At 71.3% G+C, this 22,821-nt stretch carries 26 protein-coding genes; 10 read left to right on the forward strand and 16 right to left on the reverse strand.

What is annotated here, in order from left to right; translation table 11 throughout:
* The first annotated feature begins 21 nt into the window (after positions 1-21).
* Entirely contained in the window at positions 22-327 is a 306-nt protein-coding gene (locus tag ABZ215_RS03810) for a hypothetical protein (RefSeq protein ID WP_020418418.1), read from the forward strand.
* A 43-nt stretch (positions 328-370) separates the two neighbouring features.
* Positions 371-1,084, forward strand: a complete 714-nt coding sequence (locus ABZ215_RS03815; protein ID WP_354947573.1) for a VTT domain-containing protein — start codon at positions 371-373, stop codon at positions 1,082-1,084.
* Positions 1,085-1,138: 54 nt separating this feature from the next.
* Here the strand turns inward: ABZ215_RS03815 and ABZ215_RS03820 are convergent, their stop codons facing one another.
* The 3 genes from ABZ215_RS03820 to ABZ215_RS03830 are packed head-to-tail and all read right to left on the reverse strand — an operon-like array spanning position 1,139 to position 3,040.
* Positions 1,139-1,327, reverse strand: a complete 189-nt coding sequence (locus ABZ215_RS03820; protein WP_354947575.1) for a hypothetical protein — start codon at positions 1,325-1,327, stop codon at positions 1,139-1,141.
* Positions 1,327-1,599: a type II toxin-antitoxin system prevent-host-death family antitoxin gene (locus ABZ215_RS03825; protein WP_272882121.1), complete on the reverse strand. Its 273-nt coding sequence runs from the start codon at positions 1,597-1,599 to the stop codon at positions 1,327-1,329. The genes ABZ215_RS03820 and ABZ215_RS03825 overlap by 1 nt, the downstream gene beginning before the upstream one ends.
* 49 nt (positions 1,600-1,648) lie before the next feature.
* A complete protein-coding gene (locus ABZ215_RS03830) occupies positions 1,649-3,040 on the reverse strand; it encodes an FAD-linked oxidase C-terminal domain-containing protein (RefSeq protein ID WP_354947578.1) in 1,392 nt (463 codons plus the stop codon).
* A 213-nt stretch (positions 3,041-3,253) separates the two neighbouring features.
* Between ABZ215_RS03830 and ABZ215_RS03835 the strand changes: the two genes are divergently transcribed.
* The 4 genes from ABZ215_RS03835 to ABZ215_RS03850 all read left to right on the forward strand — a co-directional run bounded on the left by ABZ215_RS03835 (position 3,254) and on the right by ABZ215_RS03850 (position 8,015).
* On the forward strand, positions 3,254-3,778 hold the full coding sequence (locus ABZ215_RS03835; RefSeq protein WP_020418414.1) for a MarR family transcriptional regulator: 525 nt from the start codon (positions 3,254-3,256) through the stop codon (positions 3,776-3,778).
* On the forward strand, positions 3,775-6,405 hold the full coding sequence (locus ABZ215_RS03840; protein ID WP_354947580.1) for an MFS transporter: 2,631 nt from the start codon (positions 3,775-3,777) through the stop codon (positions 6,403-6,405). Before ABZ215_RS03835 ends, ABZ215_RS03840 begins: the two co-directional genes overlap by 4 nt.
* Entirely contained in the window at positions 6,402-7,223 is an 822-nt protein-coding gene (locus ABZ215_RS03845; protein ID WP_020418412.1) for a YceI family protein, read from the forward strand. Before ABZ215_RS03840 ends, ABZ215_RS03845 begins: the two co-directional genes overlap by 4 nt.
* 111 nt (positions 7,224-7,334) lie before the next feature.
* The gene (locus ABZ215_RS03850) at positions 7,335-8,015 is read left to right on the forward strand and encodes a DedA family protein (RefSeq protein ID WP_020418411.1); all 681 of its coding nucleotides are present in this window, start codon (positions 7,335-7,337) and stop codon (positions 8,013-8,015) included.
* A 6-nt stretch (positions 8,016-8,021) separates the two neighbouring features.
* Here ABZ215_RS03850 and ABZ215_RS03855 read toward each other — a convergent pair whose 3' ends face one another.
* Entirely contained in the window at positions 8,022-8,957 is a 936-nt protein-coding gene (locus ABZ215_RS03855) for a YafY family protein (protein WP_354947582.1), read from the reverse strand.
* An 81-nt stretch (positions 8,958-9,038) separates the two neighbouring features.
* On the opposite strand from ABZ215_RS03855, the gene ABZ215_RS03860 reads away from it, so the two are divergent.
* A complete protein-coding gene (locus tag ABZ215_RS03860; protein WP_354947584.1) occupies positions 9,039-9,434 on the forward strand; it encodes a VOC family protein in 396 nt (131 codons plus the stop codon).
* A complete protein-coding gene (locus ABZ215_RS03865; protein WP_237335543.1) occupies positions 9,431-9,847 on the forward strand; it encodes a hypothetical protein in 417 nt (138 codons plus the stop codon). Before ABZ215_RS03860 ends, ABZ215_RS03865 begins: the two co-directional genes overlap by 4 nt.
* Here the strand turns inward: ABZ215_RS03865 and ABZ215_RS03870 are convergent.
* The 8 genes from ABZ215_RS03870 to ABZ215_RS03905 all read right to left on the reverse strand — a co-directional run bounded on the left by ABZ215_RS03870 (position 9,804) and on the right by ABZ215_RS03905 (position 16,911).
* Positions 9,804-11,285 (reverse strand): AMP-binding protein, encoded by a 1,482-nt coding sequence (locus ABZ215_RS03870; protein ID WP_354947586.1) that lies wholly within the window; start codon positions 11,283-11,285, stop codon positions 9,804-9,806. The genes ABZ215_RS03865 and ABZ215_RS03870 overlap by 44 nt on opposite strands.
* An 88-nt stretch (positions 11,286-11,373) precedes the next feature.
* Positions 11,374-11,787, reverse strand: a complete 414-nt coding sequence (locus ABZ215_RS03875; protein WP_020418406.1) for a VOC family protein — start codon at positions 11,785-11,787, stop codon at positions 11,374-11,376.
* A gap of 119 nt (positions 11,788-11,906) precedes the next feature.
* On the reverse strand, positions 11,907-12,653 hold the full coding sequence (locus ABZ215_RS03880) for an SDR family oxidoreductase (RefSeq protein WP_354947588.1): 747 nt from the start codon (positions 12,651-12,653) through the stop codon (positions 11,907-11,909).
* On the reverse strand, positions 12,650-13,291 hold the full coding sequence (locus tag ABZ215_RS03885) for a nucleoside/nucleotide kinase family protein (protein WP_020418404.1): 642 nt from the start codon (positions 13,289-13,291) through the stop codon (positions 12,650-12,652). Before ABZ215_RS03885 ends, ABZ215_RS03880 begins: the two co-directional genes overlap by 4 nt.
* Positions 13,288-14,127 carry a PfkB family carbohydrate kinase gene (locus tag ABZ215_RS03890; protein ID WP_354947590.1) on the reverse strand — a complete coding sequence of 280 codons (840 nt, stop codon included), beginning with the start codon at positions 14,125-14,127 and terminating at the stop codon, positions 13,288-13,290. Before ABZ215_RS03890 ends, ABZ215_RS03885 begins: the two co-directional genes overlap by 4 nt.
* Complete coding sequence (locus ABZ215_RS03895; RefSeq protein ID WP_354947592.1) at positions 14,124-14,930, reverse strand: ATP-binding cassette domain-containing protein; 807 nt, start codon at positions 14,928-14,930, stop codon at positions 14,124-14,126. The genes ABZ215_RS03890 and ABZ215_RS03895 overlap by 4 nt, the downstream gene beginning before the upstream one ends.
* Complete coding sequence (locus ABZ215_RS03900; RefSeq protein WP_020418401.1) at positions 14,927-15,910, reverse strand: ABC transporter permease; 984 nt, start codon at positions 15,908-15,910, stop codon at positions 14,927-14,929. The genes ABZ215_RS03895 and ABZ215_RS03900 overlap by 4 nt, the downstream gene beginning before the upstream one ends.
* Complete coding sequence (locus tag ABZ215_RS03905; RefSeq protein ID WP_354947594.1) at positions 15,907-16,911, reverse strand: substrate-binding domain-containing protein; 1,005 nt, start codon at positions 16,909-16,911, stop codon at positions 15,907-15,909. The genes ABZ215_RS03900 and ABZ215_RS03905 overlap by 4 nt, the downstream gene beginning before the upstream one ends.
* 118 nt (positions 16,912-17,029) lie before the next feature.
* Between ABZ215_RS03905 and ABZ215_RS03910 the strand changes: the two genes are divergently transcribed.
* Positions 17,030-18,040 carry a LacI family DNA-binding transcriptional regulator gene (locus ABZ215_RS03910; protein WP_354947596.1) on the forward strand — a complete coding sequence of 337 codons (1,011 nt, stop codon included), beginning with the start codon at positions 17,030-17,032 and terminating at the stop codon, positions 18,038-18,040.
* A gap of 174 nt (positions 18,041-18,214) precedes the next feature.
* On the opposite strand, the gene ABZ215_RS03915 is transcribed toward ABZ215_RS03910, so the two are convergent.
* Entirely contained in the window at positions 18,215-19,204 is a 990-nt protein-coding gene (locus ABZ215_RS03915) for a glycoside hydrolase family 76 protein (RefSeq protein WP_354947598.1), read from the reverse strand.
* 56 nt (positions 19,205-19,260) lie between these two features.
* Here ABZ215_RS03915 and ABZ215_RS03920 point away from each other — a divergent pair, with 56 nt between their 5' ends.
* A complete protein-coding gene (locus tag ABZ215_RS03920) occupies positions 19,261-21,441 on the forward strand; it encodes a molybdopterin-dependent oxidoreductase (RefSeq protein ID WP_354947600.1) in 2,181 nt (726 codons plus the stop codon).
* On the opposite strand, the gene ABZ215_RS03925 is transcribed toward ABZ215_RS03920, so the two are convergent.
* Genes ABZ215_RS03925 through ABZ215_RS03935 form a run of 3 tightly spaced genes read right to left on the reverse strand, consistent with a single transcriptional unit; the run spans position 21,407 to position 22,818 of the window.
* Positions 21,407-22,057 carry a TrmH family RNA methyltransferase gene (locus tag ABZ215_RS03925; RefSeq protein ID WP_020418396.1) on the reverse strand — a complete coding sequence of 217 codons (651 nt, stop codon included), beginning with the start codon at positions 22,055-22,057 and terminating at the stop codon, positions 21,407-21,409. The two genes, ABZ215_RS03920 and ABZ215_RS03925, sit on opposite strands and share 35 nt — an antisense overlap.
* The gene (locus ABZ215_RS03930) at positions 22,054-22,419 is read right to left on the reverse strand and encodes a hypothetical protein (RefSeq protein WP_237335550.1); all 366 of its coding nucleotides are present in this window, start codon (positions 22,417-22,419) and stop codon (positions 22,054-22,056) included. The genes ABZ215_RS03925 and ABZ215_RS03930 overlap by 4 nt, the downstream gene beginning before the upstream one ends.
* A 15-nt stretch (positions 22,420-22,434) precedes the next feature.
* A complete protein-coding gene (locus ABZ215_RS03935) occupies positions 22,435-22,818 on the reverse strand; it encodes a DUF2784 domain-containing protein (protein ID WP_027935927.1) in 384 nt (127 codons plus the stop codon).
* Positions 22,819-22,821: the final 3 nt, after the last annotated feature.

Below are 22,821 nucleotides of genomic sequence, written 5' to 3' on the forward strand. Positions count from 1 at the left end.
CGGTTGATTACGCTGTGCAGGGTGAGCGAGCCGAAGGACCCGGAACGGCTGCTGGCCGAGGCGCTGCAGGCGCAGGCCCGCAGCGCGCCGCACCCCGGCCCGCCCTCGGGCGGGTGGCCGCAGTTCGGCCTGCTGTCCGGTGCGGACGCCAGCTCGCTGGAACGCGAGCGCGCCGCACTGGAAAACCCGGCCAAGCGGCCCGCCCCGCAGGCGCCGCGCCGGAACGTTCCCCCGGTCCGCCACCTGCCCGCCTACTGGGTCCTCGGCCTCGCCGCGCTCCTCGGTCTCGCGACCGGCGCGGTCATCGGTCTCATCACTCTCCTGTGAGCCCACATACTGCACACAGGGTCACCCTGTACCGTTTTGTGCTGTGATTCTCGCCGAGACCGCGACCACGCTCGCTCTCATGCCGAAGTGGTTCAACCCGGAGTACCTGCTGACCGAGTTCGGCGCGTACGTGATCCTCGGGCTGTGCCTGATCATCTTCATCGAGAGCAGCATCTTCCCCGTGCTCCCCGGTGACTCGCTGCTGTTCACCGCAGGCCTGTTCGTCGCGCAGGGCTCGATCCAGGCGCCCCTGTGGCTGGTCTGCACCCTGGTGACGGTCGCGGCGCTGCTCGGCAACGTCCTCGGTTACGCGATCGGCTGGAAGGCGGGCCCGGCGCTGTTCCGGCGCCCGGACTCGAGGTTCTTCAAGCAGGAGTACGTCGACAAGACGCACGCGTTCCTGGAGAAGCACGGCCCGAAGGCGGTCGTGCTGGCCCGGTTCGTGCCGTTCGTCCGGACGTTCATCACCTGGATCGCCGGCATCGGCCGCATGGACGCCAAGAAATACTTCACCTACACGGTGATCGGCGGCATCCTGTGGGCCGGTGGCATCACGGCGCTGGGGCACCTGCTCGGCAACATCTCGTTCATCAAGAACAACATCGAGGCCATCTTCATCCTGATCGTGCTGGTCTCGGTGGTGCCGATCGTCATCGAGTGGGCGAAGGCCCGCCGCGAGAAGAAGCTGGCGGCCGCCGCGAGCCCGGTCGAGTCCGACGCCGAGGTCACGCAGCAGATCCCGCGCATCGAGCGCTGACGCAGACACAAGAAGGCCGCCGCACCCGCTCCGGTGCGGCGGCCTTCTCACGTCTCAGGCGGGCGCGATCGCCGGTAGTCCCATCGACCGGGCGCATCCGGCCAAGCGCTTGTCGTAGGTGACGAACGCGGTCAGATGCCTGCCGAAGATCGCCTGCGCCGTCGCCAGCCAATCCGCCAGCGCATCGCTTTCCGGCGCCCGCCGGATCAACTTCACCAGGGCAGCCGTGCCGAGGTGGATCATCAGTACCGTTCGTCGTCCCGGAGACGACGGACCAGGTCGCCCGCTTCGTGGTCGGTCCTGACCGGCCCGGTGGGCCGGGGTACCGGGCCGGTCAAGGTGGCCGGCCGCAGCTTGCCGGTGGCGAGCAGCGCCGAGAGGGGACCCGGCTGCGCCGGGACCAAGCGAGCGACCACTGCGCCACGTTCGGTGATCTCGACTTCTTCGCCGTTCTTCACGCGAGCCAGGACCCCTGCGGTGTTCTGGTTGAGCTCGCGAACTGACACCCGGGTCATGGGGCTGGTGTACCACGAAGGCGCCGTACACCAGCCCGGATTGGCAGCGTCACGTCATCGAGAACATCGAGCCCGGGTTGAAGAGGTTCTCCGGGTCCAGCGCCTGCTTGATCTGCCGGTGCACGCGCATGCCCACCGGGCCGATCTCACGCTCCAGCCACTCCTTCTTGATCTTGCCAACGCCGTGCTCGCCGGTCACCGTGCCGCCCAGCTTCAGCCCCACGTCGAGGATCTCGTCGAACGCGCGCCGCGCCCTGGCGAACTCGTCCTCGTCGTCGGGCTGGTACACGATCGTCGGGTGCATGTTGCCGTCGCCGGCGTGCCCGACCACGGCGATGCGCAACCCGACCTCCTCGCTGATCCGCTGGCAGCCCGCGATCAGCTCGGCGATCCGCGTCCGCGGCACGGACACGTCGTCGGTCAGCCACACGCCGTACTGCTCCAGCGCGGTCAGCACCACCCGCCGCGCCTGCATCAGCATCCGGCCCTCTTCGAGGTCGTCCGTCGCGTACGTCATCGTCGCGCCGCAGTCGTTGCAGATCTGCTCCAGCGCGGCCAGCTCGCGCCGCGCCACCTCGCCGCCCGCGTCGGACTGGCACAGCAGCAGCGCCTGGCAGTCGGAACCGGCGCCGAGGTCGGTCTTCAGATACGTCTCGGCCGCCTTGATCGAGCTGGCGTCCATGATCTCCATCAGCGACGGCACCAGGCCCTCGCGCACGGTCCGCGCCACCGCCGTCCCGGCCGCCTCGGTCGTGTCGAACCCGGCGACGAGCGTGCCCGGCGCCTGCGGCAGCGGCTTCAGCGCGACCGTGGCCTGCGTGATCACCCCGAGCGTGCCCTCGCTGCCGACGAACAGCCGCGCCAGGTCGTAGCCCGCCACGCCCTTCACGGTGCGGCGGCCGGTCTTCAGCAGCGACCCGTCGGCGAGCACGACCTCCAGGCCCAGCACCGAGTCGGTGGTCACGCCGTACTTCACGCAGCACAGCCCGCCCGCGTTGGTGGACAGATTGCCGCCGATCGTGCACCAGTCGTAGCTGGACGGGTCCGGCGGGTAGAAGAGCCCGTGCTTCTCCACGGCGTTGCGGAAGTCGAGGTTGACCACGCCCGGCTGGACCACGGCGAGCCGGTTGCCCGCGTCGATCTCGACGATCTGGTCCAGCTTGGTCATCACGAGCACGACGCACCCGTCGATCGCGTTCGCGGCGCCCGACAACCCGCTGCCCGCGCCGCGCGGCACGATCGGCACCTTCGCCTCGCTGCACGCCCGGACGACCGCCTGCACGCCTTCGACGTCCGAGGGCAGCACCACCGCCAACGGCCGGCCCGAGGGGGCCAGCGGCATCATGTCGCGGGAGTAGCTCCCGGTGACGTCCGCATCGGTCAGAACAGCGTCCTTGCCCAGCTCGGCGCGCAGTTTCGTCAGCAAAGCGTCGGTGCTCATGCATCTATGGTAGTGCCCATCACGTCCGCAGTGCGGAAAAAATTTTCCGCAGTGATCGACCACGGAAAATCAGTTGCCTGCGGCAACTAAAGTGTTGTCGACCACAGACGGGTTATTTGAGTGGCGCAACCAACTATCCCGGGTGCATCCTTGACACGAGCAACTAGTTGCTTCGGTCAAATAAGACATCCCGTACGAAGAGAGTGATCGGCCATGCCATCTCCCGTAGAGGAAGCGGCCTTCACGGACACCGAGCTCGACATCGCCGACGAGCTCGGCGTGCAGCTCGTCCGGTTCATGCGGCTCCTCACCAAGGCGAAGTCGCAGGTCGCGAAGCTCGGACCGGACGGGATCGAACGCGCCGCCTACGCGATCCTGTTCCAGCTCGTCCACGACGGGCCGCAGCGCACGAGCAAGCTCGCCGAGGCGCTGCACGCCGAGATCTCGACGATCAGCAGGCAGAGCAGCTCGCTGGTGCAGCACGGCCTGGTCGAGCGCCTCGCCGACCCCGAGGACGGACGGGCCTGCCTGCTCGCGCCGACCAGCGAGGGGCTGCGCGTGTTCGAGGAGAACCGCAGGCAACGCAACCGGTGGCTGGCCGAGGTGCTCGCCGAGTGGCCGGAGGAGGAGCGCCGCGTCCTGAACAGGCTCCTCGACCGGCTCAACACGGGGATCGAAGCTCACGCTCCACAACTCGCCGACCAGATCTCGGCGCGCAGCAAGGGGGAAAGCGCATGACACGCTCCACAAGAGAACAACCGGCGCCCGTCGCGGGCGCCGTCGCGGACGAGGGTCCGCGCCTGACGCACAAACAGATCCTGACCATCCTCAGTGGACTCCTGCTGGGGATGTTCCTCGCGGCGCTGGACCAGAACATCGTCAGCGTCGCGATCGTCAAGATCGCCAACGACCTGCACGGCTTCGACGAGCAGGCGTGGGCGACCACGGCGTACCTGATCACCGCGACCATCGCGACCCCGCTGTACGGCAAGCTGTCCGACATCTACGGCCGCAAGCCGTTCTACCTGACCGCGATCGCGTTGTTCGTGATCGGCTCGGCCGCCTGCACGTTCGCCACCTCGATGTACGAGCTGGCCGCGTTCCGGGCGTTCCAGGGCCTCGGCGCCGGTGGCCTGATGTCGCTGGCCATGACGATCATCGGTGACGTGGTGCCTGCCCGCGAGCGGGTCAAGTACCAGGGCTACTTCATGATGGTCTTCGGCAGCGCGACCGTGCTCGGTCCGGTGCTGGGCGGCCTGTTCTCCGGCTTCGACAACCTGGCCGGCCTCGACGGGTGGCGCTGGATCTTCCTGATCAACGTCCCGATCGGCGTCGTGGCGCTGGCGGTCGTCGCCAGGGTGCTGAACGTGCCGCACCAGCGGCAGGACCACCGCATCGACTGGTTCGGCGCCGTCTCGCTGGCCATCGCCGTGGTGCCGCTGCTGCTGGTCGCCGAGCAGGGCCGCACCTGGGGCTGGGGCTCGACCACGTCGGTGATCTGCTACGCCGTCGCGGCGTTCGGCATCGTCCTCTTCCTCTTCGTCGAGTACGTGATGAAGGACGAGGCGCTGATCCCGCTGCGGCTGTTCCGCAACTCGACGTTCAGCGTCGCGATCGGCGGCGGCACGCTCGTCGGCCTCGGCATGTTCGGCGCGCTGAGCATGATCCCGCTGTACTTCCAGGTCGTGCGCGGCTACTCGCCGACCGAGGCGGGTCTGCTGATGCTGCCGCTGGTGCTGGGCATCATGACCGGTTCGCAGATCTCCGGCCGCATCACCGCGAAGACCGGGCGCTACAAGATCCTGCCGGTGGTCGGCACGGTCCTGATCGCCGCGGGCGCGGTGCTGTACGCGCAGGTGCACTACGACAGCCCGCTGTGGCAGCCGCTGGTCGTCGCGCTGCTGATCGGTCTCGGCCTCGGTGGCTGCATGCAGACGCTGATCATCGCCGCGCAGAACGCGGGCCCGCGCCGCGACATGGGCGTGTCGACCGCGTCGGCGACGTTCTTCCGGCAGATGGGCGGCACCCTGGGTGTCGCGGTCTTCCTGACCATCCTGTTCAACCTGCTGCCGGGCAAGATCGCCGATGCCTTCGGCGGCAACCTGCCCGCGGGCTTCGACCAGAACCAGCTGAGCGCGCTGCAGGCGGACACCAGCGGCCTGCACAACCTGCCGGACGCGGTGAAGGTCCCGATCCTGACCGGGTTCACCAACTCGATGCACGGCGTCTTCTACGTCGCCGCCGGGGTCGCCCTGCTCGCCGCGATCGTGCTGGCGTTCATGAGGGAGATCCCGCTGGCCGGTGGCCCGGCCACGCCCGCGCCGCCGGTCGAGGGCGGCGAGGCGCTGCTGCCGGACGACAAGGCGAAGGCGGAAGCGGAAGCGGACACCTGGGCGGACGCGGACGCCGCGTTCGACGAGGACCGCGAACCCGTGCTAGTCGGTGGGAGGCATGCGTTGAGCGACAACGGACACGGCGAGTACCAGCTCGCCGCCCAGACCGCGCCGATCACGAACGCGGTCGCGAGCGCCGGGGCGGACCAGGCCCTCGGCACCGGCGGGCAGCCGGTCACCGGCACCATCCGGCGCCAGGACGGCACCCCCGTCGGCGGCGCCGCGCTGACCCTGATCGACCAGCGGGGCCGCCAGGTCTCGCGGGCGACCGCGGGCGGTGACGGCGGGTACCGCATCGCCGCGCCGGGCGGCGGCACCTACGTGCTGATCGTGTCGGCGACCGGGCACCAGCCGCAGGCGGCCAGCGTGGTCGTCGCGGACGGTCCCGCGCGGCTCGACCTCACCCTCATCGGGTCGGGCGAGCTGAGCGGTGTGGTCCGGGTGGCGGGCAAGGGTTCCCCGCTGGCCGGCGCCACCGTGACGCTGACCGACTCGCGTGGTGAGGTCACCGGGGCCGCGATCAGCGACGCCCAGGGCGGCTACGTCTTCCGCGGCGTCGGCTCCGGCACCTACACGCTGGTCGCCAGCGCCGACCGGATGCGCCCGGTGGCGTCGCTGATCACCGTGCCGGAGAGCGGTGTGCTGCAGCAGGACGTGGAGATCGCGCCCGCCGTACTGCTGGCCGGGACCGCCCGCACCGACGGCGGCCGCCCGGTGCCGGACGCGCGGATCACGGTGCTGGACGCCGAGGGCAACGTCGCCGCGGTCGCGCGGACCGACGAGAACGGCGAGTACGTCGTCAGCGACCTGCCGGAGGGCGACTACACCGTGGTCGCCAGCGGGTACCCGCCCGCGACGAGCCAGGTCAGCCTGCCCGGCGGCGGCGACATCCAGCACGACGTCCGGCTGGGTTACGAGCAGGTCCTCGACCAGCTCGGCGACCCGGCGAACAACGGGGTGGAGCACTCATGAGCGGATTGCGCGCGCAGATCCGCACGGCCGAGGGCTGGGCGGTGGCGAACGCGGTGCTGACCGTGACGGACATGAGCGGCCAGCAGGTCGCCCGCGCCGTCGCCGACGAGACGGGAGCGGTGGTCACCCCACCGCTGCCCGCGGGCGTCTACACCGCGGTCCTCACCGCCGCCGGGTACGCCCCGGTGGCGCGGACCGCGCAGATCGGATCGGACGGGTCTGGCTCGCTCGGCGACCTGGTGGTGACGCCGGTGGCGGGTGCGGTCGAGCTGCCGCCGGCCGGGCCGTGGACGATCGACCCGGTGCACTCCAGCGCGGTCGCGACCGCGCGGCACCTTGGCATCGCCAGCATCAAGGCGCGGTTCTCCGACATCAGCGGCCGCATCGAGATCGGCCGCCCCGCCGAGCAGTCGCGGGTCGAGGCGGAGATCAAGGCCGCGAGCATCGACACCGGCATCAAGATGCGCGACGACCACCTGCGGTCGCCGGAGTTCCTGGACGTCGAGTCCTACCCGGTGATCGGGTTCGTCAGCACCGGGTTGCGGCAGCGCGGCGCCGACACCTGGACGCTGGCCGGGGAGCTGACGCTGCACGGCGAGCGCAAGCCGATCGAGCTGGACCTGACCTACGGCGGTTACGGGCCGGATCCGTGGGGCGGGGTGCGGGTCGCGTTCCACGCGGAAACGCAACTGCACCGGAACGATTTCGCGATCAATTACAACGCGATGGTGCGTGCCGGCGTCGCCGCGATCGGGTCGAACATCAAGATCGAACTCGACATCGAGGCTGTTCAGGGCGAGTCGCTGCCGCAAATGTGAGCGGATCCGCGGTCGCACACCCTGTTCGGTGTGCGACCGCGTTCCGTAACGATCACCTGTTTTCCGCGGATCCGTCGACCGTTGGTTGCGTGCGGCACGTACGCTTTCCGGGTGACTTTCGACTTCGCCGCGTCCGAAGCCGTCGGCGTCGGCTGGTTGAACACAGCCGGCCCGCTGCTGGTCTGGGTCATCGTGCTCAGCTTCGTGTTCATCGAGTGCGCGCTCATCATCGGGCTGTTCCTGCCCGGGGACTCGCTGCTGTTCGCGGCCGGGGTCGTGCTCGCCTCGCACGGGGCGCACGCGAGCGCCTGGCTGCTGTCCGGGGCCGCGCTCGTCGTCGCGGTGGTCGGCAACCAGGTCGGCTACTACATCGGGCAGCAGACCGGGGTGCGGTTCATCGCCAGACGCGGGGGCAAGGTGCTGAACCGGCACAACCTCGAACGGGCGCGCGAGTTCCTCGACCGCAAGGGCTTCTTCGCGATCGTGGCGGCCAGGTGGATCCCGTGGATCCGCACGCTGGCGCCGCTCATCGCGGGCGCCGCGCGGATGGACCCGCGGCGGTTCATGCTCGCCACCACGATCGGCGGCGTGTTCTGGGTGCCGACGCTGGTGCTGATCGGCTACTACGGCGCCGGCCTGCTGGACGCGATCCCGTGGGTCAAGACCGTGCTGGTGTGGCTGTCGGTCGCGTTCTTCGTGGTCGGCACGGGGTACGGCTTCGTGCGGTACCGGCAGGAGATGCGCCGCCCGGTCGAGGAAGACCCGGAGAACGAGTACCCCGCGGCGGCCTAGCTTCAGCTAGCCGTACCGCGCCGTCAGTTCGGCGCCGATCCGGGCCAGTTCCGCGCGGACCGGCTCGGGGTCCAGCACCTCGATCAGCGCGCCCCAGCCGGCCAGGTGGCGGGCGATGTCCAGCGGCGTCGGCGCGGCAAGTCGGACCCGGCTGCGGCCGTCCTCCTCCGCGACGACCTCGCTGTGGCGCCCGAACTGGTCCCGCAGCACATCCGCGAACCGCGACTCCACGAGCACCGTCGCCCAGGTGCGGGACCGGCGCCGCTCCACCTCGGCGACCACCTCGTCCCACGCCTGCGCCAGCGTGAAGTCGTCCGGCCGCCCGGCCGGTTCGTCCGTCGCCTCGGCGGCCATGATCCGGTCCACCCGGAAGGTCCGCCTGCCCCGCTCGGTGCCGGCCACCAGGTACCAGACGTCGTCCTTGTCGACCAGGCCCCACGGGTCGACCAGCCGCTCCGACCGCTCCCGCTTCGAGTTCGCGTACGCCAGCCGCACCTTCCGCCGCCCGATCACCGCCGCCTGCAGGCGGTCCACCAGCTCCGGGCGGGTCTTGTCGCGCTCGCCCCAGCGGGCCGGGTCGATCATCGTCGCGCTCGCCGCGGCCTCCGCGTCCGCCCGGAACGGTCCCGGCAACGCCCGCACCAGCTTGCGCAACGCCGCCTTCGCCTCGTCCGACTCCGCCACCGGCCCGGCGAGCAGGAACAACGCCCGCGCCTCGGCCGCCGACAACCCGCTCAGGTCCGTCCGCGCGCCCCCGACCAGCGACCACCCGCCGCCGCGGCCCGGTTGTGGATAAACCGGGATCCCGGCTGTGGACAACGCCTCCAGATCACGGCGCGCGGTCGCCACCGACACTTCCAGTTCGGCGGCCAGTTCGGCGGCCGTGACCCGGCCGCGGGCCTGCATCAGCAGCACCGCGGAAATCAACCGGTCGGCTCGCACGAAATCCTCTCCGGAAAGTGCTCAGTTGGTGAGCACTTTAGGCGCGAGCATGGGTCCTGTCACCGGAGAAAGGACCGAAAAATGTTGCGAGGACTCACCACCGTCACCTACTACGCCGACGACGTGGAGGCCGCCGCCCGCTGGTACAGCGAAGTGCTCGGCGCCGAGCCGTACTTCCGCCGCCCGCTGGACGGACCGCCCGCCTACCTCGAATTCCGCATCGGCGACTACCAGCACGAACTCGGCATCAAGGACAGCCGCTACGCGCCGGAGAAGCCGGGCGCGAACGGCGCGATCGTGTACTGGCACGTGGACGACGTCGAGGGCGCCTTCCGGCGGCTGCTCGACCTCGGCGCCACCGAGCACGAGAAGCCCATCGAACGCGGGCCGGGCTTCGTCACGGCGTCGGTGGTCGACCCGTTCGGCAACGTGCTCGGCGTGATGTTCAACCAGCACTACCTGGACATGCTGCGATGACCACGTACAGCGCGCGCACCGCGGCGGAGTGGCGGGACTGGCTGGCCGCGCACAGCGGCACCGAGCGGGAGATCTGGCTGGTCATCCAGCACAAGGACAGCCCGGTGCCGAGCGTCGGCTACGGCGAGGCGATCGAGCAGGCGTTGTGCTTCGGCTGGATCGACAGCCACGCCCGCAAGCACGACGCGACCAGCTTCCGGCTGCGCTTCACCCCGCGGCGGCCGGGCAGCAACTGGAGCCGGGTGAACCAGGAGCGAGCCGCGCGCATGATCGAGCAGGGCCTGATGACCGAGCGCGGCCAGGAGCAGATTGACCTGGCCAAGGCCCGCGGCGCATTCCCGGACCGGCCCGTGAGCCCCGAGGCAGGCGCTAGTCGCGCAGGCGGCTCTTCTGGATCTTCCCCGCGGGGGTGAGCGGCAGGCTGTCCCGCACGACGATCTCCTTCGGCACCTTGTAGTCGGCGATCTTCCCGGCGCAGAACGACTTCAGGTCGTCGGCGGTCGCGGTGGCCCCTGGCGCGAGCACCACGTAGTAGCGGCCGATCTCGCCGAGCACCGGGTCGGGCACCCCGATCCCGGCGGCCAGCACGACGTCCGGATGCGCGGTGAGCACGTTCTCGACCTCCACCGGGTACACGTTGAACCCGCCCTGCACGAACATCTCCTTGGCCCGCCCACGCAGCCGAACCGCGCCGGTGTCCGTCACGGTCGCGAGGTCGCCGGTGCGCAGCCAGCCGTCGGTGAAGGCCTCGGCCGTCTCCCGCGGGCGGCCGTGGTAGCCGGCCATCAGCGAAGGCGACCGCACGAGCAGCTCACCCGTCCCGTCCGCGGCGGCGTCCACCCTGATCTCGACGTCCGGCAGCGGGTGGCCGACCGTGGTCGCGGTCGTGTCGAAGTCGTCGTCCCACGCCGTCATCAACACGGCGCCCGCGGTCTCGCTCAGCCCGTAGAGGTTCATCACCCTGGCGCGCGGGAACCGGGCGTGCAGGCGCTCCAGCAGGGCGGGCTCGGCGTTCGCGCCGCCGGTGACGACCAGCCGCACCGCCGAGGTGTCCACCGCGTCCAGCTCCGGACGGTTGAGCAGCAGCGTGTGCATCGTGGGCACCCCGACCCACAGGGTGAGGCCCGCGGTGGCGAAGAGACCGGCGATCTCGCGGGGGTCGAAGGCGGGCAGCAGGACCGCGCGCGCCCGTGCGACGAGTGCGGCCAGCACGCAACAGGTGATCCCGCTGACGTGGTTGAGCGGCACGGCGACCGGCAGGACGTCGTGCTCGGTCATGCGCATGTGCCTGGCCTGCGAGCGAGCCGCCGCGAGCTGGCCGCGGTGGGTGAGGACGGCGCCCTTGGGCGTGCCGGTGGTGCCCGAGGTGTAGATGATCATCACCGGGTCGTCCGGGGTGACCGCTGCCGTTGCCTCCGCCGTCGGCCCGTCGACCAGGAGGTCGTCGAAGGTCAGGCCGTCGCCGCCGAAGGTCACCACGGTCTCGACGAGCCCGGCGAGCAGCGCGGGGAAGTCGATGCCGTCGTGCGACGGCACGGTGACCACCAGGCGCGCTCCAGAGTCACGCAGCATGTGGGCGAGTTCGTTCTCCCGGTAGCGCACGCTCAGGCCCACCACGACCGCGCCGATCTTGGCCGCGGCGAAGTAGACCACGAGCCATTCCGGCGCGGTGGGGCCGAGGACGGCGATCCGGTCGCCGTGCCGGATCCCGTGCCGCAGCAGGCCGGCCGCGAACCGGTCGGACAGCCGGTCCACCTCGGCGAACCCGATCTCGCGGCCACCGGACAGCCAGCCGATGGCGGCCGGGTCCGCGGCGGCGTCGGCGAGTGCGTCGAAGATCCGGTCCGTCATCGGTCCTCCGGGGGCTGGCGCTTCCACCGCGGTCGCGTGGTGGAACCAGGTTCTCGCGGTCGACCGCGCAGATCAACAGCGCCGGGCCTCAGGAGTCGATGCCGGCCCACACCTCCAGCTGGATGCCGTCCGGGTCGCGGAACACGATGACCGCGGAGCCGGGCAGCGTGCGCGACTGCTTGGCGGGGCTGTACTCGACCCCGTAGTCCGCGAGCCGCTGCTCCCACTGCTTGAGCTCGGCGAAGGTCGGCACCGTGAACGCGACGTGGTCCAGCCCGGTCCGGCGCTCGTCGAACGGGCCGCGCTCGGTGTCCGGGTGCTGCAGCAGGACCACCGAGAACGCGTCGCCGGGGGCCTGGAGCAGCACCTTGCGCAGGCCGGTCTCCGGATCCTCTCGCCGCCCGGTCTCCCGCAGGTCGAGCACGCGCTCGTACCAGGGCACACTCCGGTCGACGTCGGTCACCGTGAGCGCCAAGTGGTGCACTCCGGTCAGCTTCGACATGCAGTCCCTTCTCACCCGATCGAGCCCCCTCAGGAATGACAACGTCCCGTTCGGGTTCCCGGTTTCCACGGGTGTACCTGTGGACAACTCGAACTTTCATCCACAGGCTGTGGACAGCGTCAGCGGCCGCCGCCGACCGGCAGGATCGCGCCCACCGCGTAGGACGCGGCAGGCGAAAGCATCCACAGGACCGCCTCGGCGATCTCCTCCGGCCGGCCGGGGCGCGCGAGCGGGATCGTCGGCGCCAGCCGCTCCACCCGGTCCGGCAGCCCGGCCGCCGCGTGCAGGCCGGTGTCCACCAGGCCGGGCGCCACGGCGTTGACCCGCACCCCCTCGCCGGCCACCTCCTGCGCCAGCCCCCAGGTCAGTGTCTCGACCGCCGCCTTCGTCGCCGCGTAGTGCGTCCACTCGCCGGGCGAACCGGTGCGCGCGGCTGTGGACGAAATGTTGACCACTGCGCCACCGGACCCGCCGTACCGCGTCGACATCCGGCGCACCGCTTCCCGGCAGCACAGGAACACCCCGGTCACGTTGACGTCCAGCACTCGCTGCACCGTCGCCACGTCCTGGGAGTCCAGCCGCCCCGGCGTGTTGCCGGTGATCGCCGCGTTGTTCACCACCGCGGTGACCGGCCCCAGCCCGGCCGCCGCGTCGAACAACGCGATCACGTCCTCCTCGGACGCCACGTCGCCGCGGACGGCCAGCGCCTTCCGGTCCGCGGCGCGAACCCGGGCGGCGACCTCCTCGGCCGCCGCCGTGTCGCTCGCGTAGTTGATCACCACGTCATACCCGCGCGCGGCGCCCAGCGTCGCGACCGCCGCGCCGATGCCCCGGCTGCCCCCGGTGACGACGAGGACCCCGCTCATATCACGAAGTTCTGCAGCGGCAGGTTCTCCAGCACCAGGTCGGCCCGGCTCGCGGTGGTCTCGATCAGGTCCGCGTTGCGCTGGTCGCTGCCCAGCGCCCGGCCCTTCGCCTCGACCAGCGTCCGGCCGTAGCGGCGGTGCCGGTTGACCAGCCGCTCGATCCGCTCCTGCTCGTCGGGCTTGAGGAACCAGATCTCCTCCAGCAGCCCGGGCACGTCGCTCCACGGCTCCTCGTCGACCAGCAGGTAGTTGCCCTCGGTGATGACCAGCGGCACCTCCGGCGGCACGCACACCGCACCCGCGATCGGCTCCTCGATCTCGCGCCGGAACAGCGGCGCGTACACCGTCTCCTTGGTCTCCTTGATGCGGCGCAGCAGGCTCACGTACCCGAAGGCGTCGAAGGTGTCCGGCGCGCCCTTGCGGTCGGTCCGGCCCAGCCGCTGCAGCTCGACCTGCGCCAGGTGGAACCCGTCCATCCCGACCACGACCGCGCGGTTGCCGAGCGCGTCGGCCAGCCCGCGCGCCAGGGTGGTCTTGCCTGCCGCGGGCGCGCCCACGATCCCGAGGATGGACCGCCTCCCGCGCGTCACCAGGCCCTCCGCCCTGGTCAGCAGCTCGTCGAACGTCGGACTCGTCATCGCACTCCCAACTTCCCTACCTCCGGGACCCACGTCCGTGGCCCCGCGTGCCGCACCTTCTCCGCGGCCACTCCGTTGGCGAACCGGATCAGTTCCGGCAGCCCGAACCTCCCGACGCCGTACACCAGCGCGCCGTGCCAGACGTCCCCCGCGCCCAGTGTGTCCACCGCGGGCACGCGTGGCACCTCGATCTCACCAGCATCGTCGCTCGTCTCCCAGCGCACCGGGCCGGGGCCGTTCGTCACGACCACCGTCGGCACCCCGCGTTCACGCAGGCTCGGCCCCGGCGCGCGGAACCGCGCCGAGCAGGCCGCGATGTCGACCAGCGGCAGCAGGTCGTCCAGCACCGGTTTCCAGCTGCCCGCGTCCAGCACGACCGGAACGCCCCGGTCCCGTGCCCAGCGCGCCACGCCCAGCGCCAGCCGCGGCAGGTGCCCGTCGACCAGTACGGCTCGGACGCCGTCCGGCAGTTCGGACGGCATGGCGCCCGGGCTCGACCCGGCGTTGCGTGAGACGACGGTCCGTTCGCCGTCGCGGTCGCGCACAGCGACGGCGCTCACCGCTGGGGGTTCGTCCTGCTCGGCGGCGATGTCCACGATCCGCACGCCGTGCGCGGCCAGGTCGGCGCGAGCCAGCCCGGCGAGTGGGTGCCTGCCCAGCGCCGTGACCAGCACGGCCTCCTCGCCGAGGGCCGCGACCGTGACGGCGGCGTTGGTCGCCGGCCCGCCCGCGGCCACCTCGACGCCGAGCGACTGCACCTTCTCGCCGGGGGACGGCAGCTCCGCCACCCGCTGCACGAGATCCACCGTGCACAGGCCCGCGAGCAGGACGGTCACGCCGACAACCCCGTCTGAACCGCCGACTCGACCTCCTCGACCTGGCCGTCCGCCCCGACGCGCAGCGCGCCGGTGATCAGCCCGACGACCTGGTTCATGCTGGTCGTCTTCGGCGAGACCACGCCGACCCGCTTGCCCAGCCGGTGCACGTGGATGCGGTCCGCGATCTCGAACACGTGCGGCATGTTGTGGCTGATCAGCACGACCGGCAGGCCGCGCTGCCGGATCCGGTCGATCAGCTCCAGCACCTTCGCCGACTCGGCCACGCCGAGCGCCGCGGTCGGCTCGTCCATGATCACGGCCTTGGTGCCGAACGCCGCGGCCCGCGCGACCGCGACGCCCTGCCGCTGGCCGCCGGAGAGCGTCTCGACGGGCTGCGTGATCGACTTGATCTTGATGTCCAGCTCGTCGAGCACCCGCTGGGCCTCGGCGCGCATCTTCGCCGTGTCCAGCTTGCGGACCAGCCCGAACACGCCGCCGCGGCGGATCTCCCTGCCCAGGAACATGTTGGTCGCGATGTCCTGCGCAGGCGCCAGTGCCAGGTCCTGGTAGACGGTCTCGATGCCGCAGCGCCGGGCGTCCAGCGGCGTGCGGAAGTGCACCGGCTCGCCGTCGACGAAGATCTCGCCCGCGTCCGGCACCAGCGCCCCGGACAGCGCCTTGATCAGGCTCGACTTGCCCGCGCCGTTGTCGCCGACCACGGCGAGCACCTCGCCCGGTTCGAGGTCGAAGTCCGCGCCGTCGATCGCGGTCACCCTGCCGAAGCGCTTGACCAGGCCGCGCGCCGAGAGTGTCGGGGTCATTTCTGCCTCCTGGCCAGCCGGTCCACGGCCACCGCGGCGATCACCAGCGCACCGGTGGCGACGTCCTGGTAGAGCGAGTCGACGCCGAGCTGGGTCAGCCCGGAGCGCAGCACCGTCACGATCAACGCACCCATCATCGTCCCGAACACCGATCCGCGTCCGCCGAACAGGCTGGTGCCGCCGAGCACGACCGCGGTGATCGAGTCGAGGTTGCCGAGCTGGTAGGCGTTCGGGTCCGCGTTGGGCACCCGGCCCAGCGCCTGCCACGCGGCGATGCCGAAGATCAGCCCGGCCACCAGGTACACCGACACGATCGTCCGGTTGACCTTGATGCCGCTCAGCCGCGCGGCTTCCGGCGCGTTGCCGACGGCGTAGACGTGCTTGCCCCACGCCGTCCTGGTCAGCGCGTACCAGAGCACGAGGTACATGACCAGCGCGAGCGTCATGCCGTAGGTGACCGGGATGCCGCCGAACAGGTAGCGGCGGGTGCCGAGCCAGGCGAGCAGCGAGTCGGGCGCGATCGGCACCGCCTGCCCGTCGGCGACCAGCTTCGCCGCCGCGGTGAGCATGGTGAACAAGCCGAGCGTGACGATGAACGGCGGCAGCTTGACCCGGGTGACCAGCGAACCGGTGACCAGGCCCAGCACTGCCGTGACCAGCACGCCGAGGATGAGCGCCAGCCCGCCGGGCACCCCGCCGACCAGCAGTTTCGCCATCAGCAGCGTCGCCAGGACCATCGCCGCCGCGTTCGACAGGTCGATGCCCGCGGTGAGGATGATCAGCGTCTGGCCGAGCGCGAGCGTGCCGACCACCAGCGACTGCTCGACCACCAGCGACAGGTTGTCCAGCTCCAGGAACGTGCTGGTGGACAACGAGAACACCACGACCGCGACCACCAGCGCGAGCGCGGGCCCGATCGCCGGGGCGCGCAGGAAGAACTCACCGAGCGACTCGCGCCGCTCCACAGTGGACGCCGTCATTTCGTCCCCCAGCAGTTCTGCAGGCCCCACGTGGTGTCCTGGCTGGGCACGCCGGGCATCGGGCGGTCGGTGATCACGACCGAGCCGGTGTCGATGAACCCGCTCGGCTTCTGCCCGGTCTTCGCGTACCGGACGGCGGCGGCGACGCCTTCTTCGGCCATCTTGCGCGGGAACTGCATGACCGTCGCCGCGTACTGGCCGTCGCGCACGTTCTGCACGCCCTGGCAGCCGCCGTCGATCGAGCCCATCAGGATCCGCAGGCCGCGGGCCTGCAGCGCGGCGTACGCGCCGCGCGCGGTCGGCTCGTTCATCGTGTAGACCGCGTTGAGGTCGGTGCTGCGCTGGAGCAGGTTCTCCATCTTCTGCTGCGCGATGGACTGGTCGCCGTTGGCGTTGTCCCTGCCGACGATGGCCGGGTCGCCGTCCTTCAGTCCGATGCCCTCGAGGAAGCCGTTGTGCCGGTAGGTGTCCACTGTGCTGCCCGCGGTGCCGTCGATCATGATCACCTTCGGGGCGGCGCCGCCGAGCGCGGCCTTGACGTAGGCGCCCTGCTGCCGCCCGGCCGCGACGTTGTCCGTCGCGTAGGTGGCGTCGACCGCGTCGGCCGGGTCCGTCGCGGTGTCCAGCGCGATCACCATGACCCCGGCCTGCCGGGCGCGCGCGATGGCGGCGAGCACGCCCGTCGAGGAGTTCGGGGTGATCAGGATGGTGGTGACGCCCTGCTGGACCATGTTCTCGATGGCCCGGACCTGGCCGTCGTTGTCGCCGTCGAACTGCCCGGCCAGCGCCATGAACTCGGCGCCCTGGGCCTGCGCGGCGGCGCTCGCCGCGTTGCGCAGCTCCACGAAGTACGGATTCGTTTCGGTCTTCGTCACCAGGCCGACCTTGGCCTGGCCGCTGCCAGCCGGAGCGGAACTCCCGCCCCAGTGGCGTTCGACGGTGCACCCGCTGACGGCCAGCAAGCCGGCCGTGACGAGGCACAGGAGACTCCGCTGTCTCACGCTGCCCTCCCCATCGAGGCTGATCGTTTGCCGACGGGGACGGTAGGAGGGCTTACACTACTCCGGCAAGCGTTTGCGCAAACGCTTGCGGATCGCTCGTGCTCGATGGAGAACTCTGATGCCGTCCAGGCCCACCCAGAAGGACGTCGCCGATCTGGCCGGCGTCTCGATCACCACCGTCTCACACGTGGTGAACGGGACCCGCGCGGTGGCCCCGGAAACCAAGGCCGCGGTGCTGCGCGCCATCGAGGAGACCGGCTACACCGGCGACGCGATCGCCCGTTCGCTGGTCACCGGCGGCACGCGGCAGATCGGCGTGGCGATCTCGCTGCTCGCCAACCCGTACTTCGCGGCGCTGATGCAGGCGATCGAACGCGAAGCCGCCGCGGCCGGGTACACGGTGCTGCTCGCCGACACCCACGACACCGTGAAGACCGAGCAGGAGACGGTCCGGACGCTGCGGTCCCGGCGGGTCGAGGGGATGCTGCTGACCCCCGCGGCGGGCGATGGTCGCGTGATCAGCGAGCTGGTGTCGCTCGGGCTGCCGACGGTGCTGATCGACCGCTTGACCATGCGGACCGACGTGGACCAGGTCGGGTCGGAGAACATCCAGTCGACGTCGGCGCTGACCGAGCACCTGGCCTCGCTGGGGCACCGGCGGATCGGGTTCGTCAGCGGGATGCCCGGGCTGACCACGTCCGAGGAGCGGACGCTGGGCTACCGGCTCGGCCTCGGGCGCGGCGGGTTGTCGTGGAACCCGGAGCTGGTGGTGTCCGGGCACTCCTCGCGCGAGGGCGGCGCCGCGGCGACCGCGAAACTGCTCGCGTTGCCGGACCGGCCGACGGCGCTGGTGGTGGCCAACGATTCGATGATGGTCGGCGTGCTGCACGAGGTCCGCAGGCAGGGGTTGCGGGTCGGCGCGGACCTGGCGCTGGCCGGCTTCGACGACGTCGAGTGGTCGGACCTGGTGGAGCCGCCGCTGACCACGATGGCCCAGCCGATCGAGGAGATCGGCCGCCGCGCGGTGCGGTTGCTGCTGGCCCGGATCAAGGAGCCGGACCGCCCACACGAGACGGTCCGCCTGCCGCCGCGCCTGATGCACCGCGCCTCCTGCGGCTGCGGCCACTAGCGCGACCACACCGGCAGTTCCGCAGAACTCACGCACCCAAGCGCAGAACTCACCCGCCCGAGCGTGGGACTCGCGCAGCGGAGCGCGGGACTCGCGCGAGTTCTGCATTCGCGGCCGCGAGTCCCACGTTCCTGGGCGAGAGTTCTGCGTTCGCCGAAGCTCGGGCTGCGGTCGCTAGAGCGTCGCCGCGGCTTCCAGGAGCATCCAGGCGCCCAGCTGCACCGAGAGGTCCCGCGCCGGGTGGTTCTTCGGCAGGGGCGGGGTGGGCGCCGGCTCGTTCCACTCCGGACTGAACAGCGGGCCGCCGTAGGCGTCGGCCGCTCCGGTCCACGCCGCCTCCGCGGAGGCGAGCACCAGATCGCGCGCCGCGTCCGCCTCCGGGCCTGCCGGCAACCGGTGCACGGCCAGCGCCAGGTAGCGCGCCAGGATTCCGGCGAACAACCCGCCATCGCCGCCGCCCTGGCCGCGCAGCACCCCGCCCGGCGCGCAATTCGCGGCCACCGCCCGGATCGTGCGCGCTGTCCGGTCCAGTTCGGACATTTCCAGACACGCGCCGAGGAAAACCCCTTGGCAGTACGTGTAGATCTCCTGCACCAGGTCGCCGCTGTCCACCCGCAGCCCGTCCCACACCACCCCGGTGTCGGGGTCGACGAGCGTCTTCTCCATCCAGTCCAGCAGTTCCCGCGCCCGCTCCACGTCACCGGCCCTGGCGAACAGGATCGCCGCCGGCCCGTTCGACGGCGCGTTCTTGAACCGGTCGCCGCGCCGCCACCAGATGCCGCCGCCGCCCTCCGTCGTCCAGCCGGACCGCAGCTCGCCGAGGAAGAAGCCCACGTCCCGGCCGGTGCGCTGCAACGCGAGTCCCAGCCACGCCAGGTCGTCGTAGTAGTCGTTGCGCCAGCTGCCCCGGTTCCGCAGCCGCATCGACGACACGAACCGCTCGATCGCGGCCTCGCGCGCCGGCGTCGGGTCCCGCAGTTGCGCGTCGGTCAGGCAGTCCAGGAGGTGCGCCTGCCACCAGTAGTTCCAGTGCACGTGCAGCCGCTGATCGGGGGTCGCCGGCCAGCCGCTCCGGGCGAGCAGCGTGCCCGGCAGTCCCCAGAGCCGGCGGAGGTGCCGGGTGACGATCGCCCGTTCCGCGGCGGCGGCCCAGTCGCTGTGCATGAACCCATCATGGATTGGCCCTCGACATGCCGCTGGGTTCCGTCGACGATCAGGGGATGGCAACGGCGCATGTCACCTGTCCGCTCTGCGAGGCCACCTGCGGCCTGACGGTCACCTTCGACGGCAGCCAGGTCACCGAGGTGCGCGGGGACGCCGAGGATGTCTTCTCCCGCGGCTTCATCTGCCCCAAGGGCGCGTCGCTGGCCGCGCTGCACCACGACCCCGACCGCCTGCGCACCCCGCTCGTCAAGCGCGACGGCAAGCACGTCCCGGTCTCCTGGGACGAGGCGTTCGCCGAGATCAACGCGCGCCTGCTGCCGATCATGGAGGCGCACGGCCGCGACGCCGTCGCCGTGTACGCGGGCAACCCGAGCGTGCACAACCTGTCGACCGCGCTCTACGGCCGCGTCTTCTTCAAGGCCCTGGGCACCAAGAACTTCTACACCGCGGGCAGCGTCGACCAGCTGCCCAAGCACTACTCCAGCGGCTACCTGTTCGGCGACGGCATGACGATCCCGGTGCCGGACGTCGACCGCACCCAGCACCTGCTGGTGCTCGGCGCCAACCCGCTGGTCTCCAACGGAAGCCTGATGACCGCGCCGGACATGCGCGGGCGGCTCAAGGCGATCCGCGAGCGCGGCGGCAAGGTGGTCGTGGTCGACCCGCGCCGGACCCGCACCGCGCAGATCGCCGACGAGCACCACACGATCCGCCCGGGCACCGACGCGCTCCTGCTGTTCGCGCTGGTCAACGTGCTGTTCGCGGACGGGAGCGTGAGCCTTGGGCGCCTCGCCGAGCACGTGACGGGCGTCGAGGACGTCGGCGAACTGGCCCGCGACTTCACCCCCGAGGCGGTCGCGCCGGTCACCGGCATCGCGGCCGGCGAAATCCGCCGGATGGCCCGCGAGCTCGCGGCCGCCGAGTCCGCCGCGGTGTACGGCCGGATCGGCACCACCACGCAGGCGTTCGGCACCCTCGCCAGCTGGCTGGTCGACGTGCTCAACGTCCTCACCGGCAACCTGGACCGCCCCGGCGGTGTGATGTTCCCGCTCGCCGCCGCCGGGCAGGCGAACAGCGCGCCCGGCAAGCGCCGCCCGTTCCGGCACGGCCGCTGGCGCACCCGCGTGCGCGGTCTGCCGGAGGTGCTCGGCGAGGTGCCGGTCGCGACGCTGGCCGACGAGATCCTCACGCCCGGCGACGGCCAGGTCCGCGCGCTGATCACCGTCAGCGGCAACCCGTGCCTGAGCACCCCGAACGCCGGTCGGCTCGCGGAAGCCCTGGCGCGGCTGGACTTCATGGTGTCGCTGGACATCTACCGCAACGAGACGACCCGGCACGCCGACGTCATCCTGCCCGGCCCCACCCCGCTCGAACGGGAGCACTACGACGTCGCGCTGTACCAGCTGGCCGTGCGCAACGTCGCGAACTGGACCCCGGCCGCGCTGACCAGCGAGCTGCCGCCGGAGTGGGCGACCATGTTGCGGCTCACCAGCATCGTCACCGGGCAGGGCCCCGATCCGGACATCGAGGCGCTGGACGCGTTCCTCGCGGGCCAGATCGCGCAGCGCGCCGGGCTCGACCCGGCCGTCGCGGGGAACCGGCGCGGGCCGGCGCGGCTGATCGACCTGATGCTGCGCGCCGGGCCGTACGACCTGACCCTGGCGGACCTCGAAGCCGCCCCGCACGGCGTGGACCTCGGGCCGCTTCGCCCGCGCCTGCCGGAAATCCTGTCGACGGCGAGCGGGAAGGTCGAGCTGGCGCCGGAGGCGATCACCGCGGACGTGCCGCGCTTGGCCGCGGAACTCGCGCACGTGCCGGACGGCGAGCTGGTGCTCATCGGGCGGCGGCAGCTGTCGTCGAACAACTCGTGGATGCACAACCTGGAACCGTTGGTGCGCGGCAAGAACCGGTGCACCGTGCAGGTCCACCCGGACGACGCGGAGCGGCTCGGACTGGCCGACGGGGAGCCGGCGCTGGTCAGCTCCAAGGCGGGCAAGATCGAGGTGCCGGTCGAGGTGACCGAGGAGATCCGGCCGGGTGTGGTCAGCATCCCGCACGGCTGGGGCCACGGCGGGCCGGGCACGCAGACCGCGGTCGCGGCGGCGCACGCGGGCGTGAACAGCAACCTGGTGGCCGACGAAACCCTGCTGGACGCGCTGTCCGGAACCGCTGTGCTGAACGGGATCCCGGTCGAGGTGACGCCTACCAGGCCGCCGACAGGTCCGCGTGCTGCCTGATCCAGGCGTGCATCACGATGCCGGCGGCGACCCCGGCGTTGATCGAGCGCGTGGAGCCGAACTGCGCGATCGACACGACCACCGCCGCCGCGTCGTGCGCCTCGGCGGACAGGCCGGGGCCTTCCTGGCCGAACAGCAGCACGCACTCCCGTGGCAGCTCAGCGGTTTCCACGCGCTGCGAGCCGGGGGTGTTGTCCACGGCGACGATCGCCAGGCCGCGGTCGCGCGCGTAGGTCAGCAGTGACGGCACGTCCGGGTGGTGTTCGAGGTGCTGGTACCGATCGGTGACCATCGCGCCGCGCCGGTTCCAGCGCCGCCGCCCGACGATGTGCACGGCGGCCGCGGCGAAGGCGTTCGCGGTGCGCACCACGGTGCCGATGTTGTGGTCGTGCTGGAAGTTCTCGATGGCGACGTGGAAGGGGTGCCGTCGCCGGTCGATGTCGGCGACGATCGCTTCGCGCCGCCAGTACCGGTAGGCGTCCACGACGTTGCGGCGGTCGCCTTCGGCCAGCAGCTCGGGGTCGTAGTGCGCACCGGTGGGCCACTCGCCCTCCCACGGGCCGACGCCGACCGGTTCCCGGGCGGTCCACTCGGTCGGGCCGGTCTCCTCGCTCATCGGCGGGCCCCGGACAGGTCCGCGAGCAGGTCCGCGGTCGCGGTGGTGAGGTCCTGCTGGGTCAGCTCACCGGGGAACACCGCGGCGATGTGCTCGGTGGTGAAGAACACGGTCTGGGTGGTGATCCGCTGCGCCACCTCCGCCGGGAGGTGGTTGCTCGACCCGAGGACGTCGTCGATCGTCACGAACGTCGACTGCAGCGGCGGCAGCGGTGCGTGGCCGGGCCGCCACCCGGTGCGTGCGGCAAGCGCTTGCACCCCGTCGGCGAAGGCGTCCTGCGCGGCCCGCGCGCGGGGGCGCATGACCAGCCCGGCGACCACGCCGCAGAGCAGGATGCCGAGCAGGATCAGGAGGATGACCACACGGAGGATTGTGTCCTAGGCCTGCGGCATGGCGTGCGTCGACGGGTGCTCGCGGTGCTTCCAGCGCAGGTACGCGCCCGCGTAGGAGAAGACCACCAGCGCCAGCGCGACCACGGCGACCACCGGCAGCATCGAGCGCGGGAACACCGTGTCGTAGAGGTAGTAGGCGTTGAAGCCGCCCGGCAGCGGGCCCAGGCCCTGCAGGCCGCGGAAGTAGTCCTCCAGCGCCGTCAGCGGGCAGGGGATCGGGAAGACGTTGACCGCCACACCCCAGATGGCGAAGAACACGTGCACGAAAATGCTGCGCGGCCACCGCCAGGCGAGAAACCCGCCGAGGCCGATGTAAAGCAGGGCCAGAATGTGTAATCCGACCGTTATGTCGGCCAGAACTCCCGCGATCGT

Source organism: Amycolatopsis sp. NPDC006131 (assembly GCF_040614175.1).
Classification (GTDB): domain Bacteria; phylum Actinomycetota; class Actinomycetes; order Mycobacteriales; family Pseudonocardiaceae; genus Amycolatopsis_E; species Amycolatopsis_E tucumanensis.

What these genes read in the sequence shown, in the direction of transcription:
- ABZ215_RS03845 (WP_020418412.1), top strand. Translation starts at nt 6,402, where the DNA reads ATGAGCGGATTGCGCGCGCAGATCCGCACGGCCGAGGGCTGGGCGGTG.
- ABZ215_RS03900 (WP_020418401.1), bottom strand. Translation starts at nt 15,910, where the DNA reads ATGACGGCGTCCACTGTGGAGCGGCGCGAGTCGCTCGGTGAGTTCTTC.
- ABZ215_RS03820 (WP_354947575.1), bottom strand. Translation starts at nt 1,327, where the DNA reads ATGATCCACCTCGGCACGGCTGCCCTGGTGAAGTTGATCCGGCGGGCG.
- ABZ215_RS03825 (WP_272882121.1), bottom strand. Translation starts at nt 1,599, where the DNA reads ATGACCCGGGTGTCAGTTCGCGAGCTCAACCAGAACACCGCAGGGGTC.
- ABZ215_RS03830 (WP_354947578.1), bottom strand. Translation starts at nt 3,040, where the DNA reads ATGAGCACCGACGCTTTGCTGACGAAACTGCGCGCCGAGCTGGGCAAG.
- ABZ215_RS03895 (WP_354947592.1), bottom strand. Translation starts at nt 14,930, where the DNA reads ATGACCCCGACACTCTCGGCGCGCGGCCTGGTCAAGCGCTTCGGCAGG.
- ABZ215_RS03875 (WP_020418406.1), bottom strand. Translation starts at nt 11,787, where the DNA reads ATGTCGAAGCTGACCGGAGTGCACCACTTGGCGCTCACGGTGACCGAC.
- ABZ215_RS03870 (WP_354947586.1), bottom strand. Translation starts at nt 11,285, where the DNA reads ATGACGGACCGGATCTTCGACGCACTCGCCGACGCCGCCGCGGACCCG.
- ABZ215_RS03885 (WP_020418404.1), bottom strand. Translation starts at nt 13,291, where the DNA reads ATGACGAGTCCGACGTTCGACGAGCTGCTGACCAGGGCGGAGGGCCTG.
- ABZ215_RS03865 (WP_237335543.1), top strand. Translation starts at nt 9,431, where the DNA reads ATGACCACGTACAGCGCGCGCACCGCGGCGGAGTGGCGGGACTGGCTG.
- ABZ215_RS03915 (WP_354947598.1), bottom strand. Translation starts at nt 19,204, where the DNA reads ATGCACAGCGACTGGGCCGCCGCCGCGGAACGGGCGATCGTCACCCGG.
- ABZ215_RS03835 (WP_020418414.1), top strand. Translation starts at nt 3,254, where the DNA reads ATGCCATCTCCCGTAGAGGAAGCGGCCTTCACGGACACCGAGCTCGAC.
- ABZ215_RS03840 (WP_354947580.1), top strand. Translation starts at nt 3,775, where the DNA reads ATGACACGCTCCACAAGAGAACAACCGGCGCCCGTCGCGGGCGCCGTC.
- ABZ215_RS03880 (WP_354947588.1), bottom strand. Translation starts at nt 12,653, where the DNA reads ATGAGCGGGGTCCTCGTCGTCACCGGGGGCAGCCGGGGCATCGGCGCG.
- ABZ215_RS03925 (WP_020418396.1), bottom strand. Translation starts at nt 22,057, where the DNA reads ATGAGCGAGGAGACCGGCCCGACCGAGTGGACCGCCCGGGAACCGGTC.
- ABZ215_RS03920 (WP_354947600.1), top strand. Translation starts at nt 19,261, where the DNA reads ATGGCAACGGCGCATGTCACCTGTCCGCTCTGCGAGGCCACCTGCGGC.
- ABZ215_RS03910 (WP_354947596.1), top strand. Translation starts at nt 17,030, where the DNA reads ATGCCGTCCAGGCCCACCCAGAAGGACGTCGCCGATCTGGCCGGCGTC.
- ABZ215_RS03860 (WP_354947584.1), top strand. Translation starts at nt 9,039, where the DNA reads ATGTTGCGAGGACTCACCACCGTCACCTACTACGCCGACGACGTGGAG.